The 22,831-nt window shown below is 66.2% G+C and carries 20 protein-coding genes and 1 pseudogene; 14 read left to right on the top strand and 7 right to left on the bottom strand.

The window, feature by feature from the left end; all coding sequences use genetic code 11:
- Positions 1-46: 46 nt before the first annotated feature.
- From ACIP1U_RS27595 to ACIP1U_RS27615, 5 genes are all read right to left on the bottom strand, one after another.
- Entirely contained in the window at positions 47-3,604 is a 3,558-nt protein-coding gene (locus ACIP1U_RS27595) for an indolepyruvate ferredoxin oxidoreductase family protein (protein WP_400321991.1), read from the bottom strand.
- Positions 3,605-3,691: 87 nt separating this feature from the next.
- Entirely contained in the window at positions 3,692-4,726 is a 1,035-nt protein-coding gene (locus ACIP1U_RS27600; protein WP_400321992.1) for an Ldh family oxidoreductase, read from the bottom strand.
- Positions 4,723-5,427 carry a GntR family transcriptional regulator gene (locus ACIP1U_RS27605; RefSeq protein ID WP_400321993.1) on the bottom strand — a complete coding sequence of 235 codons (705 nt, stop codon included), beginning with the start codon at positions 5,425-5,427 and terminating at the stop codon, positions 4,723-4,725. Before ACIP1U_RS27605 ends, ACIP1U_RS27600 begins: the two co-directional genes overlap by 4 nt.
- Before the next feature lie 6 nt (positions 5,428-5,433).
- Positions 5,434-6,588, bottom strand: a complete 1,155-nt coding sequence (locus ACIP1U_RS27610; RefSeq protein WP_400322018.1) for a UxaA family hydrolase — start codon at positions 6,586-6,588, stop codon at positions 5,434-5,436.
- 2 nt (positions 6,589-6,590) lie between these two features.
- Positions 6,591-6,884, bottom strand: a complete 294-nt coding sequence (locus ACIP1U_RS27615) for a UxaA family hydrolase (RefSeq protein WP_400321994.1) — start codon at positions 6,882-6,884, stop codon at positions 6,591-6,593.
- A 206-nt stretch (positions 6,885-7,090) separates the two neighbouring features.
- Here ACIP1U_RS27615 and ACIP1U_RS27620 point away from each other — a divergent pair, with 206 nt between their 5' ends.
- The 10 genes from ACIP1U_RS27620 to ACIP1U_RS27665 all read left to right on the top strand — a co-directional run bounded on the left by ACIP1U_RS27620 (position 7,091) and on the right by ACIP1U_RS27665 (position 15,909).
- On the top strand, positions 7,091-7,552 hold the full coding sequence (locus ACIP1U_RS27620) for a hypothetical protein (RefSeq protein WP_400321995.1): 462 nt from the start codon (positions 7,091-7,093) through the stop codon (positions 7,550-7,552).
- Entirely contained in the window at positions 7,542-7,907 is a 366-nt protein-coding gene (locus tag ACIP1U_RS27625) for a hypothetical protein (protein WP_400321996.1), read from the top strand. Before ACIP1U_RS27620 ends, ACIP1U_RS27625 begins: the two co-directional genes overlap by 11 nt.
- A gap of 45 nt (positions 7,908-7,952) precedes the next feature.
- On the top strand, positions 7,953-8,924 hold the full coding sequence (locus tag ACIP1U_RS27630; RefSeq protein WP_400321998.1) for a zinc-binding dehydrogenase: 972 nt from the start codon (positions 7,953-7,955) through the stop codon (positions 8,922-8,924).
- 26 nt (positions 8,925-8,950) lie between these two features.
- Complete coding sequence (locus tag ACIP1U_RS27635; RefSeq protein ID WP_400322019.1) at positions 8,951-9,745, top strand: TauD/TfdA dioxygenase family protein; 795 nt, start codon at positions 8,951-8,953, stop codon at positions 9,743-9,745.
- Between the two features lie 103 nt (positions 9,746-9,848).
- On the top strand, positions 9,849-10,967 hold the full coding sequence (locus ACIP1U_RS27640; RefSeq protein ID WP_400322000.1) for a Re/Si-specific NAD(P)(+) transhydrogenase subunit alpha: 1,119 nt from the start codon (positions 9,849-9,851) through the stop codon (positions 10,965-10,967).
- 10 nt (positions 10,968-10,977) lie between these two features.
- Positions 10,978-11,331, top strand: a complete 354-nt coding sequence (locus ACIP1U_RS27645; protein WP_400322002.1) for an NAD(P) transhydrogenase subunit alpha — start codon at positions 10,978-10,980, stop codon at positions 11,329-11,331.
- Positions 11,328-12,797: an NAD(P)(+) transhydrogenase (Re/Si-specific) subunit beta gene (locus ACIP1U_RS27650; RefSeq protein WP_400322004.1), complete on the top strand. Its 1,470-nt coding sequence runs from the start codon at positions 11,328-11,330 to the stop codon at positions 12,795-12,797. Before ACIP1U_RS27645 ends, ACIP1U_RS27650 begins: the two co-directional genes overlap by 4 nt.
- Before the next feature lie 49 nt (positions 12,798-12,846).
- Complete coding sequence (locus ACIP1U_RS27655; RefSeq protein WP_400322006.1) at positions 12,847-13,638, top strand: SDR family NAD(P)-dependent oxidoreductase; 792 nt, start codon at positions 12,847-12,849, stop codon at positions 13,636-13,638.
- Between the two features lie 11 nt (positions 13,639-13,649).
- Positions 13,650-14,855 (top strand): acyl-CoA dehydrogenase family protein, encoded by a 1,206-nt coding sequence (locus ACIP1U_RS27660; RefSeq protein ID WP_400322008.1) that lies wholly within the window; start codon positions 13,650-13,652, stop codon positions 14,853-14,855.
- On the top strand, positions 14,848-15,909 hold the full coding sequence (locus tag ACIP1U_RS27665) for a phosphotransferase (RefSeq protein ID WP_400322010.1): 1,062 nt from the start codon (positions 14,848-14,850) through the stop codon (positions 15,907-15,909). The genes ACIP1U_RS27660 and ACIP1U_RS27665 overlap by 8 nt, the downstream gene beginning before the upstream one ends.
- 562 nt (positions 15,910-16,471) lie before the next feature.
- On the opposite strand, the gene ACIP1U_RS27670 is transcribed toward ACIP1U_RS27665, so the two are convergent.
- Positions 16,472-17,713 carry an NAD(P)/FAD-dependent oxidoreductase gene (locus ACIP1U_RS27670; RefSeq protein ID WP_400322011.1) on the bottom strand — a complete coding sequence of 414 codons (1,242 nt, stop codon included), beginning with the start codon at positions 17,711-17,713 and terminating at the stop codon, positions 16,472-16,474.
- A gap of 106 nt (positions 17,714-17,819) precedes the next feature.
- On the bottom strand, positions 17,820-18,776 hold the full coding sequence (locus ACIP1U_RS27675; protein ID WP_400322013.1) for a LysR substrate-binding domain-containing protein: 957 nt from the start codon (positions 18,774-18,776) through the stop codon (positions 17,820-17,822).
- 171 nt (positions 18,777-18,947) lie between these two features.
- Between ACIP1U_RS27675 and ACIP1U_RS27680 the strand changes: the two genes are divergently transcribed.
- The 4 genes and pseudogenes from ACIP1U_RS27680 (at position 18,948) to ACIP1U_RS27695 (ending at position 22,671) form a co-directional block, all read left to right on the top strand.
- A complete protein-coding gene (locus ACIP1U_RS27680) occupies positions 18,948-19,943 on the top strand; it encodes a Bug family tripartite tricarboxylate transporter substrate binding protein (RefSeq protein ID WP_400322014.1) in 996 nt (331 codons plus the stop codon).
- A 77-nt stretch (positions 19,944-20,020) separates the two neighbouring features.
- A complete protein-coding gene (locus ACIP1U_RS27685) occupies positions 20,021-21,544 on the top strand; it encodes an amidase (RefSeq protein WP_400322015.1) in 1,524 nt (507 codons plus the stop codon).
- 166 nt (positions 21,545-21,710) lie between these two features.
- A pseudogene (locus tag ACIP1U_RS27690) lies at positions 21,711-21,878 on the top strand (DNA-binding protein); the annotation flags it as partial.
- Positions 21,879-22,425: 547 nt separating this feature from the next.
- Positions 22,426-22,671 carry a hypothetical protein gene (locus tag ACIP1U_RS27695; RefSeq protein ID WP_400322016.1) on the top strand — a complete coding sequence of 82 codons (246 nt, stop codon included), beginning with the start codon at positions 22,426-22,428 and terminating at the stop codon, positions 22,669-22,671.
- Positions 22,672-22,831 lie beyond the last annotated feature (160 nt).

Below are 22,831 nucleotides of genomic sequence, written 5' to 3' on the forward strand. Positions count from 1 at the left end.
GTCTCCGCGCCGCGAGGCGGCGGAGTCACCGCTACACCAGTCCTGCTCAGGCGGCCACGTTGGGACGGGTCTCTTCGCGCCGCTCTTCGCCGCCTTTCCATTGCGCCATCAGCCGCTCCCAGCGCGTCCGGACCGCGGCCAGGTTGCGCGCCTTGACGTGGCCATAGCCGCGGATTTCCATTGGCAGCTTCGCGATTTCCAGCGCCAGCTCCAAGCTCTGCGCGGACAGCTTCGGCAGCAGTTCCTCGACGCAGCGGCGGTATTCGACGATCAGCGCGCGCTCTTCCCTGCGCTCTGCGGTGTAGCCGAAGGGATCGAACGCCGTGCCGCGCAGGCCGCGGAAGCGGGCCAGCACGCCGAACGCCGTGCGCATCCAGGGTCCATACGCACCCTTGACGAGTTCGCCCTTGTCATTCTTCTTTGCAAGGAGCGGCGGCGCCAGGTGGTGCACCAGGCGGACCTTGCCTTCGAACATCGACTCGATCTGCTGGCGGAAGGCTGCACTGGTGTGCAGGCGCGCCACTTCGTACTCATCCTTGTAGGCCATCAGCTTGAACAGCGAGCGTGCCACGGCCTCGGTCAGGCGCGTGCTGCCCGCGACCGACTCGGCGACCCTGACCCGGTCGACGAAGCTCTCGTACTGCGTGGCATAGGCGCGGTTCTGGTAACCCGAAAGGAACTCGACATGCCTGGCCATCAGGTCGGCCAGCGAGGGCTTGCGCACGAACTGGATCACCTGCGCGTTGGCTGTCCGCATCGGCACGCGCGACATGTCGTGGGCGCACATCCGGCCCCATTCGAACGCGGCCTTGTTGCTGTCCACCTGTATGCCGTTGAGCTCGATGGCACGCATGATGGCAGCATGCGACAGCGGCACGCGGCCCTTCTGCCACGCGTAGCCGAGCATCATCAGGTTCGCGTAGATCGACTGGCCCATCACCTGCTTGGCCACCTGTTCGGCATCGAAGCTGCCGACCTGGCCGGTGCCGACGGCCTGCGCGATGCGCCCGACGGCCTGCTCGGTCTGCGGGTCCCAGTCCGGGTTGCGGACAAAGGCGGCGGTCGGCGTCACATGGCTGTTGAGCACGACATAGGTGCGCTGCGGCGACATGGCGGCAATCGTTGCCTTGCTGGCCGCGACCACCGTGTCGCATGCGATCACCAGGTCCGCCATGGCGATATCGACGCGGCTGGCATGCAGCGCATCCGGACTGGCGGCGATCTGGATGTGGCTCCAGGTGGAACCGCCCATCTGCGCCATGCCCGTGGCGTCCTGGGTGATCACGCCCTTGCCTTCGAGGTGGGCGGCCATGCCCAGCACGCCGCCAATGGTCACGATGCCGGTGCCGCCGATGCCCGCCACGACGATGCGGGCCGCGTCCGGCAGCGTGGGCAGCGGCATGCCGGTGGGCACCGGATGGCTCTTGCCGCCCGTCGACGGCTTCCTCAGTTCGCCGCCCTCAACGGTGACGAAGCTCGGGCAGAAGCCCTTGGTGCAAGAGAAATCCTTGTTGCAGGTGTCCTGATTCACTTTGCGCTTGCGGCCGAATTCGGTCTCCACCGGTTGCACGGCCAGGCAGTTGCTCTCCACCGAACAGTCGCCGCAGCCCTCGCATACCAGCTCGTTGATCACGACGCGCCTGGCCGGATCCGCCATGGTGCCGCGCTTGCGCTCGCGCCGCTTCTTGGTGGCGCAGGCCTGGTCGTAGATGATCGCCGTGACGCCGCTCACTTCGCGCAGTTCGCGCTGCACGGCATCCAGCTCGTCGCGGTGGCGCACGGTGACACCCGCCGCCAGGTTGGGGACACCCTTGTACTTTTCCGGCTCGTCAGTGACCACCACGATCTGCCGGGCGCCTTCAGCGGCCAGCTCGCGCGACATCGCCGGGACATCCAGTTGCCCGTCCACTGGCTGGCCGCCGGTCATGGCCACGGCGCTGTTGAACAGGATCTTGTAGGTCATGTTCACGCCGGCGTGGATAGACTGGCGCACCGCCAGCAGGCCGGAGTGGTTGTACGTGCCGTCGCCCAGATTGGCGAACATGTGCGTGCGCTTGCTGAACGCCGACTGACCCATCCAGTGTACGCCTTCGCCCCCCATCTGCGACCACGAGGAGGTCGAGCGGTCCATCCACACCACCATGCCGTGGCACCCGATGCCGGCCGTTGCCACCGAGCCTTCCGGCACGCGGGTGCTGGTGTTGTGCGGGCAGCCGGGGCAGAACCATGGCAGGCGGTCAGTGCCGCGCGCATCGCCCTGGGCGGTGGCGCGTTCCTTGGCTTCGATTTCCTTCAGGCGTACGTCCATGCGCGCGGCCACGTCGGCGGGCACGCCCAGTGCCTTGAGACGCTGCGCGATGGCCTTGGCCACCAGCGCCGGCGACAGGTCGGCCTTGGCGCGCAGCAGCCAGTCTTCGGCCGGCCTGGGATGGCTCCATTCGCCGCCCACGCCATCGGTGTGATGGTACTTGCCGAAGACGGCCGGGCGCGCGTCCGAGGGATAGTGGTACAGCTCGTCCTTGAGCTGCTGCTCGATGAGCGGGCGCTTTTCCTCCACCACCAGCACCTCGCGCAGCCCGTGCGCGAACTCGCGCACGCTGAGCGATTCCAGCGGCCACACCACGCTGACCTTGTGGACGCGGATACCGAGCGTGCGGCAGGTGGCGTCATCGAGACTCAGGTCGAGCAGCGCCTGGCGCGTATCGCTGTAGGCCTTGCCGCTGGCGATGATGCCGAAGCGGTCGTCCGGGCCTTCCACCACGTTGCGGTTCAGGCGGTTGGCGCGCACATAGGCGAGCGCCGCCGGCCACTTGAACTCCATCATGCGCGCCTCGGCCGCCAGCGGATCGTCGGGCCAGCGGATATGCAGGGCGCCCTCGGGCATGGCGAAGTCTTCCGGCAACAGGATGCGCACGCGGTCCGAATCGGTGACAACCGAGGAACCGGACTCCACCACCTCCTGCACGGTCTTCATGCCGGCCCACAGGCCACTGAAGCGGCTCATGGCGAAGGCGTGCACGCCCAGGTCCAGGATGTCCTGCACGTTGGAGGGGAAGAACACCGGCACGCCGCAGGCGATCAGGGTGTGGTCGCTCTGGTGCGCCAGCGTGCTGCTCTTGGACACATGGTCGTCGCCGGCCAGCGCAATCACGCCGCCCAGCCGCGCGGTGCCGGCCAGGTTGGCGTGCTTGAGCGCATCGCCGCTGCGGTCCACGCCGGGTCCCTTGCCGTACCAGATGCCGAACACGCCGTCGTACTTCTTGCTGGCGGGATCGAAGTCGAGTTGCTGCGATCCCCACACGGCCGTCACACCGAGTTCTTCGTTGACGCCGGGCTTGAAGACGACGTGGTTGTCGGCGAGGTACTTCTTGGCCTGCCACATGGCCTGGTCATAGTTGCCGAGCGGCGAGCCGCGGTAGCCGGAAATGAAGGCCGCGGTGTTGTGGCCCGCCATGGCGTCGCGCCGGCGTTGCAGCAGCGGCAGGCGCACCAGCGCCTGCACCCCGCTCATGTAGGCACGGCCGGACTCGAGCGCGTACTTGTCGTCGATCGAGACGGCTTCCATGGCCTTCCGGGCCGCGTCGGGGAGGATTGGAGCGTTCATGGGGCGGATTCAGCCAGTGTGGTTGTGGGGTAGGGACGGCCAGCGTCTGCCGGTAGCCCGGATCTCTGCAATCTCTGTGTGGTTGGATCAGGCCGGAAAGGGGATGCCTGTTTGCTGGCCCAGTGCGCCCAGTTCGCGGACGATGGCATCGGGCAGCGCGATGCCGTGTTCGCGGCCTTCACGTTCCAGCGTGTCGCCACGGTGGCCGGGGAGCCTTGCATCTGCGCCGCCGGCGGCCAGGTAGTTGCCGGTCCACTGCGCCATGTAGTCCGCGAAGACGCCCTGGCCGGAGAAGGCCTCGGGCTTGACCAGCCAGACGAAGCCGCCCTGGCGGCCGACCGCGCCGCCGCTGCCGACGTGGTTGCGCTCCGGCGAGAGCGAGTCGGCCGTGGCGGCCAGCGCACCCGCCAGGCACTCCACCATCATGGCGATGCCGATGCCCTTGTGGCCCCCCGTGGGCAGCAGCGAGCCGGCGAGCGCGCGTTGCGCATCGGTGGTCGGCTGGCCGTCGGCGTCGAGCGCCCAGCCTTCCGGAATGGGTTTTCCCTCGCGGGCGGCAAGCAGGATGTGACCGCGCGCGGCGACGCTGCAGGCGACATCGAACACGATCGGCGCCTGGCCCGGCAGCGGACAGCCGAACGCGATCGGGTTGTGGCCGATGGCAGGGCCGGAGAAGCCTTCCATGCCAAGCACCGGTGGGGTGCGCTGGCCGACCATGCAGAACGCGCCAGCCTCGGCCGCGAGCAGCGCATGGATGCCCAGTGCGCCCAGGTGGCCGCACGACTGCACCGCGATCAGCACGGACGCACTCGATTCCAGTGCTTCAAGCCCAAGCCGGACCGCATGCGGCCCGGCTACCTGGCCCATGGCGCCATCGGCGTCCAGTACGATGCCACCGGCGAAGGCGCGGTGCGACATCGTTGCGCGCGGATTGAAGTCACCGGCGCGCAGGCGGTCGACGTAGGACGGCACGCGCGTCATGCCGTGCGTCTTGTAGCCGCGCAGCTCGCTGCGCACCAGCGCTGCGCCGGCCTCGACGGCACGCCCGGGCGCCACGCCGCACGATTCGAATACGGCCGACGTCCATTGTTCCAGCTTGTGGACATTGCATCGGGTCGTCATGACGATTTCTCCCGTACGATCATCAGCCGTTCCGAAAAGGGGGCGGCATAGACCGACTGGTAATAGAGCGGCTGGTCGCGCAGCGTGTAGCCGCGCATTTCCATGATGAAGGCCGGCGCCTCCGGGTCGATGCCGAGCTCGCGGGCGGCCGCTGCCGGCGGCGTGCCGAAGCGGATCCACTGGTCCACGCGCAGCGTCGGCAGCGACAGGCGCTGGCCGATCAGTTCGCGCAGGTTCTTCTCCAGCGCCTCGCGGTCCAGCCCGCCCAGTTGCGCGAAGTCTTCCTCGCGCAGCCAGAACTCGCTGTAGAAGTCGAAGCGGCCGCCGACGTTGATCACGCGCTCGATCCGCACGTAGCCATCGCCTTCAAGGAAGTCCGCCCAAGGCCCCTTGCGCTTGATGCGCTTGACCGAGCGCGCATGGACGTAGGACGGCAGTTCGTTGCCCTCTTCGTCGCGGAAGCGCAGGTAGCGCACATCCGCCGGTGCCACGCGCGTGCCGGAGACGAAGGTGCCCCGTCCCTGCTCCCGCGTGATCAGCCCCGAGTGCGTCAGCCGGATCAGCGCCTTCTGGATGGTGCCGACGCTTACGCCGTGCATCGCGGCCAGTTCGCCTTCTGACGGCAGGCGGTCGCCTTCGCGCAGTGCGCCGGATTCGATGGAGCGGATGATCGCGTCGGAGACGCTGTTAAGTTTGGTCATGATTGCTCAGAGGCTCAGTGCGAATCGACTGATCGCCGTCTCCCGGATATCGAGCACCTCGCTGGTCAGCCGCGTGCCGGATGCGACGTCCATCGCATAGGCGTACAGCTGTTCGCCGAGGTCGGAGATCTTTTCTCCGTGCTGCAGGACTCCGCTGACGTCGAAGTCAATGTTGTCGGACATGGTGCGCAGGGTATTGACGTTGCCGCACACCTTGACGGTCGGTGCCACCATGCTGCCGATCGGGTTGCCCACCCCGGTACCGAAGAACGTGAGCTGGCACCCGCCGGCGGCAAGCGCAGTCAGATTTTCCACTGCCGCGGCCGGTGCGTCCATGAAATGCAGGCCCGGCTTGCGCGGTGCCTCGCCGTAGCGCAGCACGCCCACCAGCGGCGTGCTGCCGGCCTTGGCCATGGCGCCCAGCGCCTTTTCCTCGACCGTGGTGAGGCCGCCGCGCTTGTTGTCGGGGGAAGGCTGGTCCTCGCGCATGTCGACGCCGCGCGAGATAGCCAGGTTTTCCATATTGCGCACCGCGGTGACGAAGGCCTCGCGCACGCGTCCGTCGGCGGCGCGTTCGGCGAACAGGTGGTCGGCGCCGATGAACTCCGAGGTTTCCGAGATGATGACGGAGCCGCCTTCGGCGATCACCATGTCCGCCATGCGGCCGATCACCGGATTGCAGCTCAGGCCCGAGGTGGTATCCGATCCGCCGCATTCCACGCCGATCACCAGCGACGACACCGGGCAGGGCACGCGGCGCGCGCGGGAGGCGGCCAGCGAAAGCATGGTCGCCTTGCGCGTGCCTTCCGCGATGCAGTCGACGGTGCCGTTGGGTTGAAGGTGGACCCGTTCGACCGGCTTGCCGCTGACGGCGATGCGGCGTGCCACTTCCTCGGTGGAGGACGGTTCGAGGCCCACCAGCAACACCGCCGCGATATTGGGATTGCGGCCCAGGCCCGCCAGCGACTCGAAGGCGAAATCCAGGTCGGCGCCGAACTGGCCGCGCACGAACAGCGTGGTGACGGGAATGCAGCCGCCCACGGTGCGCGCAATGGTGCGCGTGACCGGATTGCAGTTGTCCATCACGGAGACGACGGCGACCCAGTTGCGCACGCCGACCGCGCCGTTCTCGCGCGGGTAACCGAGGAAGGTTGTCGCCATCTTCATTGCCCCTTTTGCAGGTCGCCGCGGGCGCGCGCCGACTCGATGTTGTGCACATGCATGTGCTCGCCGGCCCGGATCGCGTGGCTCGCGCGCCCGATCACCTGGCCGTACTTGAGGATGTCCTGGCCCGTGGGCGTGTCGGTGATGCACACCTTGTGGCCGAACGGCACGTCCTGCAGCAGGACCAGCTTCCCTGGCCGCTCGCCTTCCAGAGCGCAGGCATCCCCGGCGTGGCCTGCATCCAGCAGGGTGGCCACATTGTCGGCCGGGTTGAGTACGATGGCTCGTGGCATTGATCAACTCCTGTATAGGTCTTGGAATGCAATGTAGAGAATTGACGAGTAGATCGTCAAGGCAATTCGCGCTTTCCCCCGAGAAAACCACTACTCCTACATAAAAGTCATATATAGAAGTTGTTGACATTGGCATTGCGGCTGTCTATCGTCATGTCAAACGGCGCCGCGGTTCGCGCCGGATGGCCCAACAGGAGGAGTCAGGCATGAAGGTGGTGTCACACCTTGAAAAGATTGCGAGGCTGCAGGCACTGCGCGAACGCCTGGATCCGCTCCAGGATTTCGAACTGTGGTTCTGGGCCGGCATGACCGCCGGAACCCACGCGGTCAATGCAGCACTGCATCAGGCCGGAGTCACGGTGGACGACGACATGTTCGCTACGCAGCCCGGCGTTTATTTGGTGCCACAGCCTGACGGCGGGCTTCAGGCGGCGTTCCGGCCGCTTGGCGACGTGCTGCATGTCGGGCGCCCCAGGGTAGAGGCGCCGGTCCCCGCGGACATCGCCGCGATGATGGAAGACATGGAATGCATCGAGCACTACCGCGACCCGTGCCTGCGAGAGGGACTGGCCCCGACGGAGGCGATCGCCCGCAGTTGCGACACGGCGTTGCGGCAATGCCTGGATAGGCTGGCGGAGCGCATGAAAGGGGGCGCGCATGGACATTGAAGGACACATGGCGATTGCCCGCCGCATCGAGGCATCGCTGCAGAAATGCGGAGCTGCCGATTACGAGATGACCATCGAGGCCGCGATGCTCGCCGGCACGCACTGGCTGAACGTATTGCTCCACAAGGTGGGTGCCACGCCGCCGCCGCAGGACGTTTTCCACACCTACCTCCTGACCGTCAACGAGTTCCGGCGGCTGGCGGTGGCGGCGGAGAAGCCGTTGGCCGCGCTGGCTGCCATCGAGGATTTGCGCCCGCCGTTTGTTCGGGGCAACCATGCCGGCGGGGAGGGTGCAGCCGAGCGCGCACTGGCCCTGCTTTCGCAGATCCGGGCGACGGCGCTTGGCAGCGTGTGAGGCACGGACAGACCAAGAGACAGAGACTGAAACAAGGAGCCGACAGTGAAGGCAGTGCGTGTAATACCGGGCGCCGAGGGCGGCCGGGTTGAAGTGCAGGATATCCCCGTTCCAGTCGCAGGGCCGGGCCAGCTGCTGGTCAGGGTCCGCGCATCGGGCCTGAACCGGGGCGAGATCAACCAGGCAAAGGAGCTGCGCACCGGCAACACCATCACCACCGGGGTGGAGTTCGCGGGCGAGGTGGCCGAGGTTGGCGAAGGCGTGAACGGCTGGCGCAAGGGCGACCGCGTCATGGGCCACGGCAAGGGTTGCCAGGCTGAGTTTGTCGTCGCCGACCCGATGGCGCTGATCGCCGTGCCGGACGCCATGTCCTGGATCGATGCCGCCGCGTTCCCGAACGTGTTTATCACGGCGCATGACGCCCTGGTGGTCAACGGCCAGCTCAAGCCGGGCGAGTCGGTGCTGGTCAACGGCGCCTCGGGCGGGGTGGCGATGGCGGCGATCCAGATCGCGTCGCTGATGGGCGCCCGCCCGGTGATTGCCTCGTCGCGCTCGGCGGCGAAGCTGGACAAGATCAGCCAGTACGGCGTCGACGTGGGCATCGATTCGTCGAGGGACGACCAGGTCGAGGCGGTCATGGCGGCCACGGACAACAAGGGCGTCGACGTCATCATCGACACGGTGGGCGGCCCGGTATTCGAGGCCAACATGAAGAGCCTGGCCGTAAAGGGCCGGTTGGTGAACATCGCGCGGCTGGGATCGGCCACGGCCCAGATCGACCTGGCACAGCTATGGCTCAAGCGCCTGCAGCTGATCGGCGTGACCTTCCGTACCCGTACCGAGCAGGAACGGCTCGAGTGCATCCAGGCCTGCGCGCGCGACCTGCTGCCCTTCCTGCGCGCGGGGCGTGTGCGGCTGCCGATCGACCGCACCTTTGCCATGACGGATATCCACGCCGCCCATGCCTACATGAAACAGGACCAGCACGTCGGCAAGATCGTGCTGCTGGTTGACTGACCCATTACACCGATAGAGGAGACATGATGACGATTCAAATCAAGCCGCTGACCGGCTCCGTTGGCGCAGCCGTCACGGGTGTGAACCTGAACGAACCGCTCCACGATGCGGATTTCGCGGTGCTGCATGACGCCTTCCTGCAATACGGCGTGCTGGTGTACCGCGCCCAGTGGCTGCAACCCGCCGCGCAAATCGCGTTTGCCCGCCGCTGGGGCACGCCGGTGCAGGGCAATCCGCTGCTCAAGGGCCTGACCGAGTTCCCGGAACTGGCGCAGGTCGCCAAGATCCCTAAGGAAACCGCTTCCACCGAGGCCTGGCATTCCGACTCGATCTATACCGAGGTGCCGCCGAAGATCTCCATCCTGTCAGCGGTCACGATCCCGGTGGGTGGCGACACCATGTGGTGCAACCAGTACCTGTCGTACGAGCGCCTGACGCCGGCAATGCAACGCATGATCGAGGGCCTGCGTGCGCGCTTTACCGGCGCGCGCCTGGCAAAGATGACCGGTTCGGACAAGGTGCCTTCCGCGGTGCACCCGATCGTGCGCACGCATCCGGAGACGGGACGCAAGGCGCTCTACGTCGGGCACCCTGACACCGCCGAATGCATCGAGGGCATGACCGTGGCGGAAAGCCGCCCGCTGCTCGACTTCCTGTACGAGCACTCGGTCACGCCCGACAACGTCTACCGCCACATGTGGCAGGAAGGTGATGTCCTGATGTGGGACAACCGTTGCACCATGCACTACGCCGTGCATGACTACGGCAATGCCGAGCGCGTGCTCAACCGCGTGACGCTCGAGGGCGAAGTGCCCCGCTGAGCGGTACACCATACCGGCACCGCGGGCGGCCCCCTGGCCAGCGCGGTGCCCGGCCACAGTGTCCCCGTGCACAAAGGCGCGGCGGACCACAGGAGTCTGAAGAATGCAGATCGGGATACCGACTGAGACCCGGGCGGGGGAGGCGCGCGTCGCCGCCACGCCGGAGACGGTCAAGAAATACGTGGCACAGGGCCACGATGTGGTGGTGCAGGCCGGCGCCGGCCTTCGGGCCAGCCAGCCGGATGCCGCCTACGTGGCCGCCGGCGCGCGGATCGGCAGCGCGGCCGATGCGCTCGGTGCGCCGCTGGTGCTCAAGGTGCGCGCGCCGGACATCATGGAGCTGGCCCGCATGAAGCCGGGCGCGGCGCTGGTGGGCATGCTCAACCCCTTCGACAACGAGAACAACGCGCGCATGGCCGCCGCCGGCATCACCGCGTTCGCCCTCGAAGCGGCACCGCGCACCACGCGCGCGCAGAGCATGGACGTGCTCTCGTCGCAGGCCAACATCGCCGGCTACAAGGCCGTGCTGATGGCCGCCCACTACTACCAGCGCTTCATGCCGATGCTGATGACCGCCGCGGGCACCGTCAAGGCCGCGCGCGTGCTGATCCTCGGCGCCGGCGTGGCCGGCCTGCAGGCGATCGCCACCGCCAAGCGCCTGGGCGCGGTGATCGAGGCCTCGGACGTGCGCCCGGCCGTGAAGGAGCAGATCGAATCGCTGGGCGGCAAGTTCCTTGACGTGCCGTTCCTGACCGAGGAGGAGCGCGAGATCGCGCAGGGCGTGGGCGGCTATGCCCGCCCGATGCCGCCGGACTGGATGAAGCGCCAGGCCGAGCTGGTGCACCAGCGCGCCACTCAGGCCGACATCGTCATCACCACAGCACTGATCCCGGGCCGCAAGGCGCCGACGTTGCTGCATGAAGCCACCGTGCAGCAGATGAAGCCGGGCTCGGTGGTGGTCGATCTGGCTGCCGCGCAGGGCGGCAACTGCCCGCTGACGGTGGCCGACGAAGTGGTCGAGCGCCACGGCGTCATCCTCATTGGCCATACCAACCTGGCCAGCATGGTGGCGGCCGACGCCTCGGCGCTGTACGCGCGCAATGTGCTGGATTTCCTCAAGCTGGTGATCGACAAGGATGGCCGGCTGGTGATCAACATGGAAGACGACATCGTCGCGGCATGCCTGATGTCGCGCCGAGTGGAAGAGGCGGTGGCCTGCTAAGGAGTATTCGATGGAATTGGTGAACCACACTGTGATCAACCTGATCATCTTCGTGCTGGCGATTTACGTGGGCTACCACGTGGTCTGGACCGTCACGCCCGCGCTGCATACGCCGCTGATGGCGGTGACCAATGCGATCTCGGCCATCATCATCGTCGGCGCCATGCTGGCTGCCGGCCTGACCGAAGGCAGCGTGGGCCGTACCATGGGCACGCTGGCGGTGGCGCTGGCCGCGGTCAATGTGTTCGGCGGCTTCCTCGTCACGCAGCGCATGCTGGAGATGTTCCGCAAAAAGGCGCCCAAGGCGCAGCCCGCAAAGACGCCTGCGCATGCCGGCGGTGAACTGGTGGAGATGCCGCGATGAACGGACTGTCCATGAATACCGTGACGCTGTTCTACCTGGGCGCGTCGGTCTGCTTCATCCAGGCGCTCAAGGGCCTGTCGCACCCGGCTTCGGCCCGCAAGGGCAATGCCTTCGGCATGATCGGCATGGCGGTGGCGGCGCTCACCACGGTGGCGCTGATCGCCAAGCTCAAGAGCGAATTCCTGGCGGCTGGAATCGGCAGTACGGCGGCGGGGTCGGGCCTCGCGCTGATCCTGGCTGGCCTGGTCGTCGGCGGCGGCATCGGCGCCTATGTGGCGAAGAAGGTCGAGATGACCAAGATGCCCGAACTGGTCGCGGCGATGCACTCGCTGATCGGTCTCGCGGCGGTGTTCATCGCGGTGGCGGCAGTAGCCGAGCCTTCGGCCTTCGGAATCGCGCCGGCTGGCTCGCACGAGATCCCGATGGGCAACCGCATCGAACTGTTCATCGGCTGCTTCGTTGGTGCCATCACGTTCTCCGGTTCGGTGATCGCCTTCGGCAAGCTGGCCGGGCGCTACAAGTTCCGCCTGTTCCAGGGCGCGCCGGTGGTGTTCGCGGGCCAGCACATACTGAACTTGGCGCTGGCCGTCGCGATGGTCGGCTTCGGCATCGCGTTCTTCATGACGCAGGACTGGACGCCGTTCCTCGTCATGCTCGCCATCGCCTTCGTGCTGGGCGTGCTGATCATCATCCCGATCGGCGGCGCCGACATGCCGGTGGTGGTGTCGATGCTGAACTCGTACTCGGGCTGGGCGGCGGCCGGCATCGGCTTCTCGCTGAACAACCCGATGCTGATCATCGCGGGCTCGCTGGTGGGTTCAAGCGGCGCAATCCTCTCGTACATCATGTGCCGCGCGATGAACCGCTCGTTCTTCAACGTGATCCTGGGCGGCTTCGGCAGCGACGCGGCAGCCGGTGCCGCAGGCGGTTCGCAAGTCCAGCGCAATGTGAAGTCGGGCTCCGCCGACGACGCATCGTTCCTGATGGGCAATGCCGAAACCGTGATCATCGTGCCGGGCTACGGGCTGGCCGTGGCGCGCGCACAGCATGCGCTCAAGGAACTGACCGAGAAGCTCACCGAGAAGGGCGTGACCGTGAAATACGCGATCCACCCGGTGGCCGGCCGCATGCCTGGCCATATGAACGTGCTGCTGGCCGAGGCCGAGGTGCCGTACGACCAGGTTTTCGAGATGGAAGACATCAACAGCGAATTCGGCCAGGCCGACGTGGTGCTGGTGCTGGGCGCCAACGACGTGGTCAACCCGTCGGCCAAGACCGACCCGAATTCACCGATCGCCGGCATGCCGATCCTGGAGGCGTACAAGGCCAAGACCATCATCGTTAACAAGCGCTCGATGGCGGCCGGTTACGCCGGCCTGGACAACGAACTGTTCTACATGGACAAGACCATGATGGTGTTCGGCGACGCCAAGAAGGTGGTCGAAGACATGGTCAAGGCCGCCTGAGAACAACGTCCGGCATAACTTCCACACGGATATCGGAGGAGACATGGCAATGAACCAGGAGGATGGGCGCGGCCTCAAGCCGTTCGCCGACCTGGAGGGCAAGGTGGCGCTGGTGACGGGCGCCTTCGGCGGGCTCGGCCTGCACTTCGCGCAGACCCTGTCGCGCGCAGGCTGCAAGGTGGCGCTGGCCGGACGGCGCGTGGCCGAAGGCGAAGCGCAGCTCGCCGCGCTGCGCAGCCAGGGCGGACAGGGTTGCGTGGTGGCGCTGGACGTGAAGGATCCCGCTTCGGTCGACGCCGCCTTCGAGGCCGCGCAGAGCGAACTCGGCCCGGTGCAGATCGTCATCAACAGTGCCGGCATTGCGACCACCGGCCCGGCCATGGACGTGGACGAGGCGCAGTGGCAAAGCGTGATCGACACCAACCTGAACGGCGCCTGGCGTGTGGCGCAGCGAGCCGCGCGCATGATGCGCGACGCCGACACGCACGGCAGCATCATCAATATCGCGTCGATTCTCGGGCTGCGCGTGGCCCAGCAGGTGCCGGCGTACGCGGCGGCCAAGGCCGGCCTGATCCACCTGACGCGCTCCCTGGCGCTGGAGTGGGCGCGCCACGGCATCCGCGTCAATGCGCTCGCGCCGGGCTACTTCGAGACCGAGATCAACCGCGGCTTCTTCGAGACCGAAAGCGGACGGGCGCTGATCCGGCGCATCCCGCAGCGCCGGCTCGGGCAGCCGCGGCAGCTCGACGGCGCGCTGCTGTTGCTGGCCTCCGACGCCTCCGACTTCATGACCGGCACGGTGCTGCCGGTCGACGGCGGCCATTCCATCAATTCGCTTTGAGGCAAGCTTCCATGTTCACTCCCTGTCCCGCCGAGCGCAGCAAGGCCATTGCCGATCGCGTCGAGGCATTCGTGCGCGAGGTTGTCGCGCCATATGAGCGCGATCCCCGCAACGCCGGCCATGGGCCGACCGAGGATCTGGTCCGCGAACTGCGCGCCAGGGCCCGCGAAGCCAGCGTCATGACGCCGCACATCCTGCCCGACGGCAGCCACCTGACGCAACTGGAGACGGCGGCGGTGCTCAAGCGCTCCGCGCTGTCGCCGCTGGGTCCCGTAGCGGTCAATACGATGGCCCCGGATGAGGGCAATATGTACCTGCTCGGCAAGGTCGCCACGCCGGAACAGAAGCGGCGATTCCTCGACAAGCTGGTGAGCGGCGAGGCGCGCTCGGCCTTCTTCATGACCGAGCCGGCCGACGAAGGCGGCGCGGGCTCCGATCCGTCGATGCTGCAGACCGTCGCCGTGCAGCAAGGTGATGATTGGGTCATCAATGGCCGCAAGATGTTCATCACCGGCACGGAAGGCGCTTCGGTCGGCATCGTGATGGCACGCACGGGCAGCGACGAGGAGGGTGAAAAGGTCCAGTCGACCATGTTCCTGGTGGACCTGCCGAACCCGGCCATCCGCATCGAACGCGTGCTCGACACCATCGACAATTCGATGCCCGGCGGGCACGCGCTGATCGTCATCGACAACCTTCGCGTGCCGGCCAGCCAGGTGCTTGGCGAAGTCAACGAAGGCTTCCGCTATGCGCAGGTACGGCTGTCCCCGGCGCGACTCTCGCATTGCATGCGCTGGCACGGCTGCGCCACGCGCGTGAACGAGATCGCCACGGCCTATGCCACGCGGCGCAAGGCCTTCGGCAAGCTGCTGATCGACCATGAAGGCGTGGGCTTCATGCTCGCCGAGAACCTGATCGACCTGCAGCAGGCGGCGCTGATGATCGACTGGTGCGCGGGCGTGCTCGATAGCGGCGTGCTGGGCACCAACGAAAGTTCGATGGCCAAGGTGGCGGTGTCCGAGGCGGTGTATCGCGTCGCGGACCGCTGCGTTCAGGTCATGGGCGGAACGGGTGTGTCGCGCGACACGATTGTCGAGCAGGTGTTCCGCGAAGTGCGCGCCTTCCGCATCTATGACGGCCCGACCGAAGTCCACAAATGGTCGCTGGCGAAAATGATCAAGCGCAAGACCCTGAGCGGCGAGACGAGCCATGGCTGAGGCACACGATTTCGCCGGCACGGTGCCAGTGCGCGAGCAGCACCGTTTCGACCAGGCGGCCCTTGAGCGCTGGATGGCGCAGAACGTCGAGGGCTATGCCGGGCCGCTGACGATCGACCAGTTCAAGGGCGGGCAGTCCAACCCGACGTATCGGCTGCGCACGCCGGGACACAGCTATGTGCTACGGCGCAAGCCGCCCGGCGAACTGCTCAAGGGCGCCCATGCGGTCGAGCGCGAAGCACGCGTGATGGCGGCGCTGGGACAGGCGGGCTTTCCGGTGCCCCGCATCCACGGACTCTGCACCGACGATTCGGTGATCGGCAGCTGGTTCTTCGTGATGGATCTGGTCGAAGGCCGGATCTTCTGGGATGCCTGCTTTGCCGATGTGCCGCGCGAGCACCGCGCCGCGTACATGGATGCGATGAACGAGACGCTGGCCATCCTGCATACGATTACACCGGCGACAGTCGGACTCGGTGACTACGGCAAGGCGGGCGGTTATGTCGCCCGCCAGGTGGCGCGCTGGTCGGGGCAGTACCTGAACGACGAACTCGCTGGCCGGCATCCGGCGATGGACCGATTGGTCGACTGGCTGCCGAAGCACCTCCCCGCCACCGACGACGTTGCCATCACCCACGGCGACTTCCGGACCGACAATCTGATCTTCCATCCCACCGAGCCGCGCGTGCTGGCCGTGTTGGACTGGGAGCTGTCGACGCTAGGCGATCCGCTGGCCGACTTTGCCTACCACGCCATGATGTTCCGCATGCCGCCCGATATCCTGGGCGGCATCGCAGGGCGTCATCTGGCGGCAGCGGGCTTACCGGATGAGGCGGCATACGCCGAGGCCTATTGCCGCCGCACCGGACGCGATGGCATCGGCAACCTGGACTTCTACATCGCCTTCAACATGTTCCGCTTCGCGGCGATCCTGCATGGTGTCAAGGGCCGCGCCGCGCGCGGCACGGCGTCCAGTGCCGAGGCGCATGCCATGGGCGAGCGCTTCGCGCGGGTAGCTGACCTGGCGTGGGCACAGGCGCAGCGGGTGGGGTGATCCGCATCATCACTGCATTGGCGGGGCGGCCGCAACCCGGCTACCCGCAGGCCCGATAGGCGAGTTCCGTCGCATCCAATTCGGGAAGCGGGGCGCCCTCGATCGCTTCCCGATTGAGCATTACACCGGACAGTTGCTGCCGTCACAGACTGCACTCAAAACACGGGCTGCGAGCTGCATCAGACTTGCATTGCCTCCACCTGCGCATGATCGAAGGGATGGTAACACTCCATTTATATTCAATGATGTATCTCGACACGCCCGCGCCAAAGCTGGGTTAGCAAACCGTCGTAAATTGCACCAAAATCAAAGCCACCCTAGGACCTGCGCATGGAGCTGGCGGGGTGCGCCACGAAGCCCGCGACGTTTATTGACGCAAGGTGGCCCGGCCAAGAGGGTTCTGCTTTGTGAGGCTTGACATATTTGTGAACCCCGGCGGGGATCGACAAGTCGCGGCGGCAGGAACCTCCAGTTGCACCAATACGGTCCCGCGGCCGTGAGCAGGGCGGGAGAGAGCTCGGCAAAACCGCGGACGCTCGCAGCACGCGGACAATCTACAACGTCAGATGCCAAAGCGGGCCGGATCGTACGGGCGGGCATCCACATAAGGCGCCTCGCCGTCGATCAGTTCGGCGAGCAGCCGCGCCGTGGCGGGGCCGAGGGTGAAGCCCTGGTGTGCATGTCCGAAGTGGAACCACAGGCCCGGATGGCGCGGGGCTCGGCCCACCACCGGGCGCATGTCGGCCACGCAAGGTCTGGCACCCAGCCAGGGCGTGTCCTCGACGGGTGCGCCGAGTTCCACCAGCTCGCTGGCATAACGCTCCGCCCGCAAGAGCTGCACTGGCGTGGGTGGTGCATCGTGGCGGGCGAATTCCGCGCCGGTAGTGAGGCGCAGGCCCCGCTTCATTGGCGCCAGCAAGAGACCGTTCTCGGTATCGAGGAGCGGCAACTTGGGCATTGCCGGGGATGAGTAGTGGCGGTGGTAGCCTCGCTTCACGAACAGCGGAATCCGATAGCCGAGCGGCCGGGTGAGCGACGGCGCCCACGGGCCCAGCGCAATGACCGCATGCTGCGCCGTTACCATGCCGTCGTTCGTCGACAAGCTCCATCCGCTGCCGGCAGGTTTCAGCGTGGTAGCGTCGCCGAGGCTGAAGATGCCGCCGGCGTTCTCGTAGCAGGCAGCGTAGCGGTGGACCAGCTCGCCCGGGTCGGCGACGGTCCACGGATCGCGCCAATGGACAGCGCCGGCCAGCGACCCATGCAGGGCCGGCTCCGCGGCGGCAAGGGCGGCGCCGTCCAGGATCCGGCAATCGAGGGCGTGCTCGCGCGCGACCGCTGCCGCAATTGCCGCCTCGCGGTCGAACGCCGCGCTGTCGCGGTAAGCCTGCAGCCATCCCTGTTTGCTGACCAGGTCCTGCGCGCCCGCCAGCGCGATCAGTCGTTCGTGCTCGGTCAGGCAGTGCCGGATCAGCGCGCTATATGCAGCGACCGTCACCGTATAGCGGCTGGGTGCCGATTCGTGCCAGTAGCGGGCCAGCGTCGGCAGAATGCCGGCGAGCGCACGCGGATGGTAATGGACATCGTTGCCCTGGCGCGCCATCACCCGCAGTATGGCGGTCCACTCGCGCGGGAAGGCATAAGGCTGCACCGCCTCGCGCTGGATGATGCCGGCATTCCCGTAAGAGGTTTCACGGCCGGGCGCCTGCCGGTCGACCAGCACCACCGCGTGGCCGCGCTGACGTAGCGCCAGCGCCGTGCAGACGCCGACCATGCCGGCGCCGAGTACTAGGATGTCTTTGCCCATACGGTGGGGTCTGCATTTTGTGCAATTTGATCCGATGCCCCGATTCTGCAACGTTGGCGTGCCTGGCGGGACTGGCGTCGGGAGCAATTATTTGAATTGTCGATTGCTACTTAGGCAATCCATCTGCATTCGCCGGTCGATCGCTTTCCGCATCGATACACGTGATGGTCTGCACCAGGTGCTGGACGAAGGCGCGGCCCGCGGGCGGGAGGTTGCGCCGGGCCAGCGTCTGGATCTCGATATAGCGCTCATTCATTTCGCGGTCGCGCAGCGGCACGGCGGTAACGATACCGGCCTTCAGCCGCCGCCGCACCGACAGCTCGCCATAGAAGCTGATGACACCCCCCCCGGCGGCGGCAAAGCCGACCAGCGAATCCAGGTGGTTGCAGGAAAACACGGTCTGGTAGCTCAGGCCTTGGCGGCTGCAGCTGGTATCCAGCAATTGCCGCAGTGAACTGTCCTTGGGTGGTAGCGCAAGCGGGTAGCCGATGACCTGGGACAGCGACAGCTGGCGCTGGCCGGCCAGCGGATGGCTGGGGGCCATGACCGCGAGCACGGGGGCCGGATGGCGCAATTCAACCTCGATATCCAGTTCGGGCAGCCCGCTCAGCGTGATACCGATGTCGGCTTCGCCGTCGCGGATGCGCTTGGCGATGTCGCCTTGCGGACACACGTCGAGGTCAAAGCGGATACCGCCGTACTGTTCCCGAAAGCTCGCCGCCAGGGCAGGAATGAAATCGTGTGTCAAGCCTTCCACGCTGGCCAGCCGCACTTGGCCGACCCGCAGGCCGCGCAGCGCCTGTATCTCGCCAGTGACGCGGTCGATGTCCTGCTGGGCGCGCTTGGCGTGCGCCGCCAGCAGCTCGCCTGCGGCATTTGGGACCAGGCCGCGTGCGCGCCGGTCGAACAGCAGCGTGTCGAGTTCGCTCTCGAGCTTGGCAATCTGCCGACTGACCGCCGAGGGCGCCACATTGAGCTTGACGGCGGCGTCCTTGACCGAGCCGGTGCGCACGACTTCAAGGAAGTAGCGCACGGCGGTTTCCTGCAGGATGCGGTAGGACATGGTGGGGTAGGGCTTGAAGGCGGCAGAACCATTTTATCGATTGCGTTTTCGGCAATCAATCTTTCGAAACATTGCTACGATTTCGCTGCGGTTCGGTCGTACGATGAAATCACGCGCCGCCGCACAGCCTTTGCTTTGCTGCGCCGATCCATCGTCTGCTGGAGCATCCATATGCGATTCCGCGTCCCCCGAACCCTGTTCGTGCTTGCAGCCTGCAGCGCCTCTGCCGTGGTCTCGCTGGCGCCAGCCAATGTCGCCGCGCAAGGCGGCTATCCGTCCAAACCGATCCAGCTGGTACTGCCGTTTCCGCCGGGCGGCGCCACCGACATGGTGGGCCGCACCATTGCGCGCAAGCTCGGGGAAGTGCTCGGGCAGACTGTGGTGGTCGAGAACCGGCCCGGCGCCGGCACCATCGTCGCCGCCACCTACGTGGCCAAGTCGGCGCCGGATGGTTACACGCTGATGGCCACGTCGGGAACGACGTTCACGGTCAACCCCGCCGTCTACGCCAAGCTGCCGTACGACCCGCAGACGAACTTCGAGCCGATTGGCCTGATCGGTTCGACGGGGCTGATCCTGCTTGCGAACCGCGACGTGCCGGTGAACAACCTCAAGGAGTTCGTGGCCGCGGCCAAGGCGGCGCCGGGCAAGTATTCCTACGCGTCGTTCGGCGCCGGCACCACCGCTCACTTTGCCGGCGAGGAACTGTTCAATCTTACCGGCACCAAGCTGCTTCATGTGCCATACAAGGGCAGCGGGCCGGCCATGACCGACCTGATGGGCGGGCAGATCCCGTTCAGCGTGGACACCGTGGCCGCGGCGATCCCGCAGCTCAAGTCCGGCAAGATCAAGGCGATCGCAGTCACCACGGCAAAGCGCTCGGCGCTGCTGCCAAATGTGCCCACCGTGGCTGAAAGCGGGTACCCGGGCATGGACGCCAGCACCTGGATCGCGCTGGTCGCGCCGCGCGGCGTGCCGGCCGATGTCAAGGCGAAGCTGGAGAAGGCGCTGGCCGACGCCATCGCCGATCCGCCCACGCGCAAGCAACTGGCCGAAAGCGGCATCGAACCGTTCTATGCGCCCGGCAGCCAGGTCGCGGCCATGATCGACAAGGAAATCCCGCAGATGCGCGCCATCGCGCAGCGCGCGCAAATCAAGCTGGACTAAGCCGGACTACGGCCTCCTGTCTCTTCCGATGCCTGTCGCCCACCATGGCGGCAGGCAGGGCCACCACATCCTGAACCATGAACGTGCCAGACCAACTGACCTCGCTTTCCGCGGTCGAACTCCGCCGGCTGATCGGCACCCGCGACATCTCACCGGTAGAGCTGCTGGAGGCGTGCATCGCCCGCATCGAGGCCTACAACCCGGCCATCAACGCCATCACGGCGACCTGCTTCGAGCGCGCTCGCAAGGAGGCTCGCGTGGCCGAGCAGGCGGTACTGCGCAACGAAACGCTCGGGCTGCTGCACGGCCTGCCGCTCGGGGTCAAGGACCTGGAGGCCACCGAGGGCTTGTTGACCACCTACGGCTCGCCGCTCTTCCGCAACCATGTGCCGGCGGCGGACAACCTGTTGGTGGCGCGGCTGCGCGCGGCCGGCGCCATCGTGGTGGGCAAGACCAACATTCCCGAGATGGGCGCCGGCGCCAACTCGCGCAATGCGGTCTGGGGCGCGACCGGCAATCCATTCAACCCCAACCTCAACGCAGGGGGCTCGTCGGGGGGCTCGGCGGCGGCGCTGGCAGCGGATTTCCTGCCGGTGTGCACGGGCTCGGACACTGGCGGGTCACTGCGCATTCCGGCGGCGAAGTGCGGCGTGGTGGGCTTCCGGCCGTCGCCCGGCATCGTGCCCAATTCACGCAAGCTCCTGGGTTGGACGCCGATCTCGGTGGTCGGCCCAATGGGACGCACGGTTGCCGATGCCTGCCTGCAACTGGCCGCATCGGCGGGTGTGTCGGTGACCGATCCGCTGAGCTACGCGGTGAACGCGGAGTCCTTCCGCCTTCCGCCGCATGTGGACCTGTCGACGCTGCGCGTCGGCTATACCGAGGACTTCGGCTGCTGCGCCGTGGACGACGGTATCCGCCGCTTGTTCCGAGGCAAGATCGCCGCAATGCGCCACTTGTTCAAGCGCTGCGACGAGGTCCGCTTTGACCTGGGCGAGGTGCACCGCTGCTTCGACGTGCTGCGCGCGGAAAGCTTCGTCGCCGGCCTGCAGGACGCCTACCAGCGCGACCCCTACGCACTCGGGCCCAATACGCGGGCGAACTACGAGATGGGCGCGAAGATGTCGCTGGCCGACAGTTCCTGGGCGCAGGCGGAACAGAACCGGATCCTGCAACGCTTCCAGCACGCCTATCAAGAATACGACCTGATCCTGTCGCCGACCACGCCGGTTTCGCCGTTTGCATGGACCAGCCTGTATGCCGACACCATCAATGGTGAGAAGCAGGAGAACTACTATCGCTGGCTGGCGTTGACCTATGTCGTGACGCTGACCACCCATCCGGCTATCTCGCTGCCGTGTGGTACGGACGAAGCCGGCATGCCGTTCGGGCTGCAGGTGACCGGGCGCTTCCGGGGGGATCTGGAGACGCTGGCTGCGGCGCAGGGGATGGAGACGGCGTTTGCCACGTCGCCTGAATTACGGCGGCCGGTGCCGGATCTGGCCAGGATCGTGCCAGCCACGCCTGCGCTGCGCTCCATTGTCACGGCGCCGCCGGGTGATGGTGCAGGGGGGCACGCAGGCGGGATTTCGGCTGTATAGGGAACTGCGCGAAGCGAGGCGACCTTCCTAACTTCCATGCGAGGTTCGTTCAGTCGATGCGGAAGCCATAGAGTCTTACTTGGGTTGCATCCTTGCTTCGGCGGTCCCCAGCGGAAGGGAGCGTGAACAAGCTCGATTCTGGCTTCAAATGTGTTGTTGGTAGAATGGCGGTGTCCAGGCCGTGGCTGGGCAGGCGCACCTGAATCCGACTCAGATCTATCGCACGCTGTCCCCGACTGGAAATCGTGTACTGAGCAACCTATCGGCGATTCTCAATGCAATGGGAATGCGCTTAGCAGTCCGTCCAGTGCATGCTGAGCCCGCCCATTCATAAAGATTCAGTTGCTTCAGGTGCCCTCGACTGAGGGCAAGCCCCGCGGCGGCTATTTGAACATCACGCCCGTCGAGTGAAATTTTGCTTGTAGTATTGCGCTGGGCGTCATGGTTGACGCGGGGAGGGGCCGCAAGTCTCGCGGCGCCGGGGCACCTCAGTCGGCCGTCGACGCGCAGGCGCTGGAGTCGGAAGTAAAGTCGAAATGGGCGGAGGCATACAGAGCATTGCATGCCCAGACTTCTTCACCGTTCTTGTAGAAAGTGACCCATTTGCCGTCGCTGACGCAATGAGCGCCAGGGAAGACTTCGTCATGGCCATTCGAAACGTCCGGGGGAAAGGGCGCGTGCGGCGTGGCCCAGTAGTGGCCGCTCGGTAGGGGAACGATTGTCTTTGGCATCCTCATCAGCCCAGTGTGGTGTCACAGAAGGCGCGGTCCGGCCTCGCTTCAGCGAAATGGAGCCGGTGTCAATCGTGCAACGACGTAGCGCGTCTTGTGGGATCTTCGTGTAGTCTAGCCACCAAATCACCTCCTGCTGGTGCGATTTCCATGGCGCGATATCTTCAATTTGTGGTCCGGGCGCTCTACGTCTGCGCCATCATCGTGATCGTCTCCATCGTCTCCCGCCAAGTATATCTGCGCAGCGCCGTAGAGGTTGACGTAACCGATGCGGATAAAAAACCCCCGACAATGATGTTGATCCGCTGCGAGACCATGCACGATCGTCTGCAGGATGTGCACAGCCCGGCCGTGGAGGTCAATACGCGGCCGCGGGCGCGTTGTTGGGAGTCCTGATTTCGGCGAATCTCGACGCAGCCGACCGTCCACTACTGCCGACGTAATGCTGGAGGGCCTTTTTTTTTGGTTCGTCAGGAAAATGTGTGGGTTGACGAAGGCTCAGGAAGATTGCCAAGTGCATGATATAGCGCGATTTCCGTCGCCCTGAAGGTTCGGA

This window comes from Cupriavidus sp. NPDC089707 (genome assembly GCF_044748965.1).
Lineage (GTDB): Bacteria > Pseudomonadota > Gammaproteobacteria > Burkholderiales > Burkholderiaceae > Cupriavidus.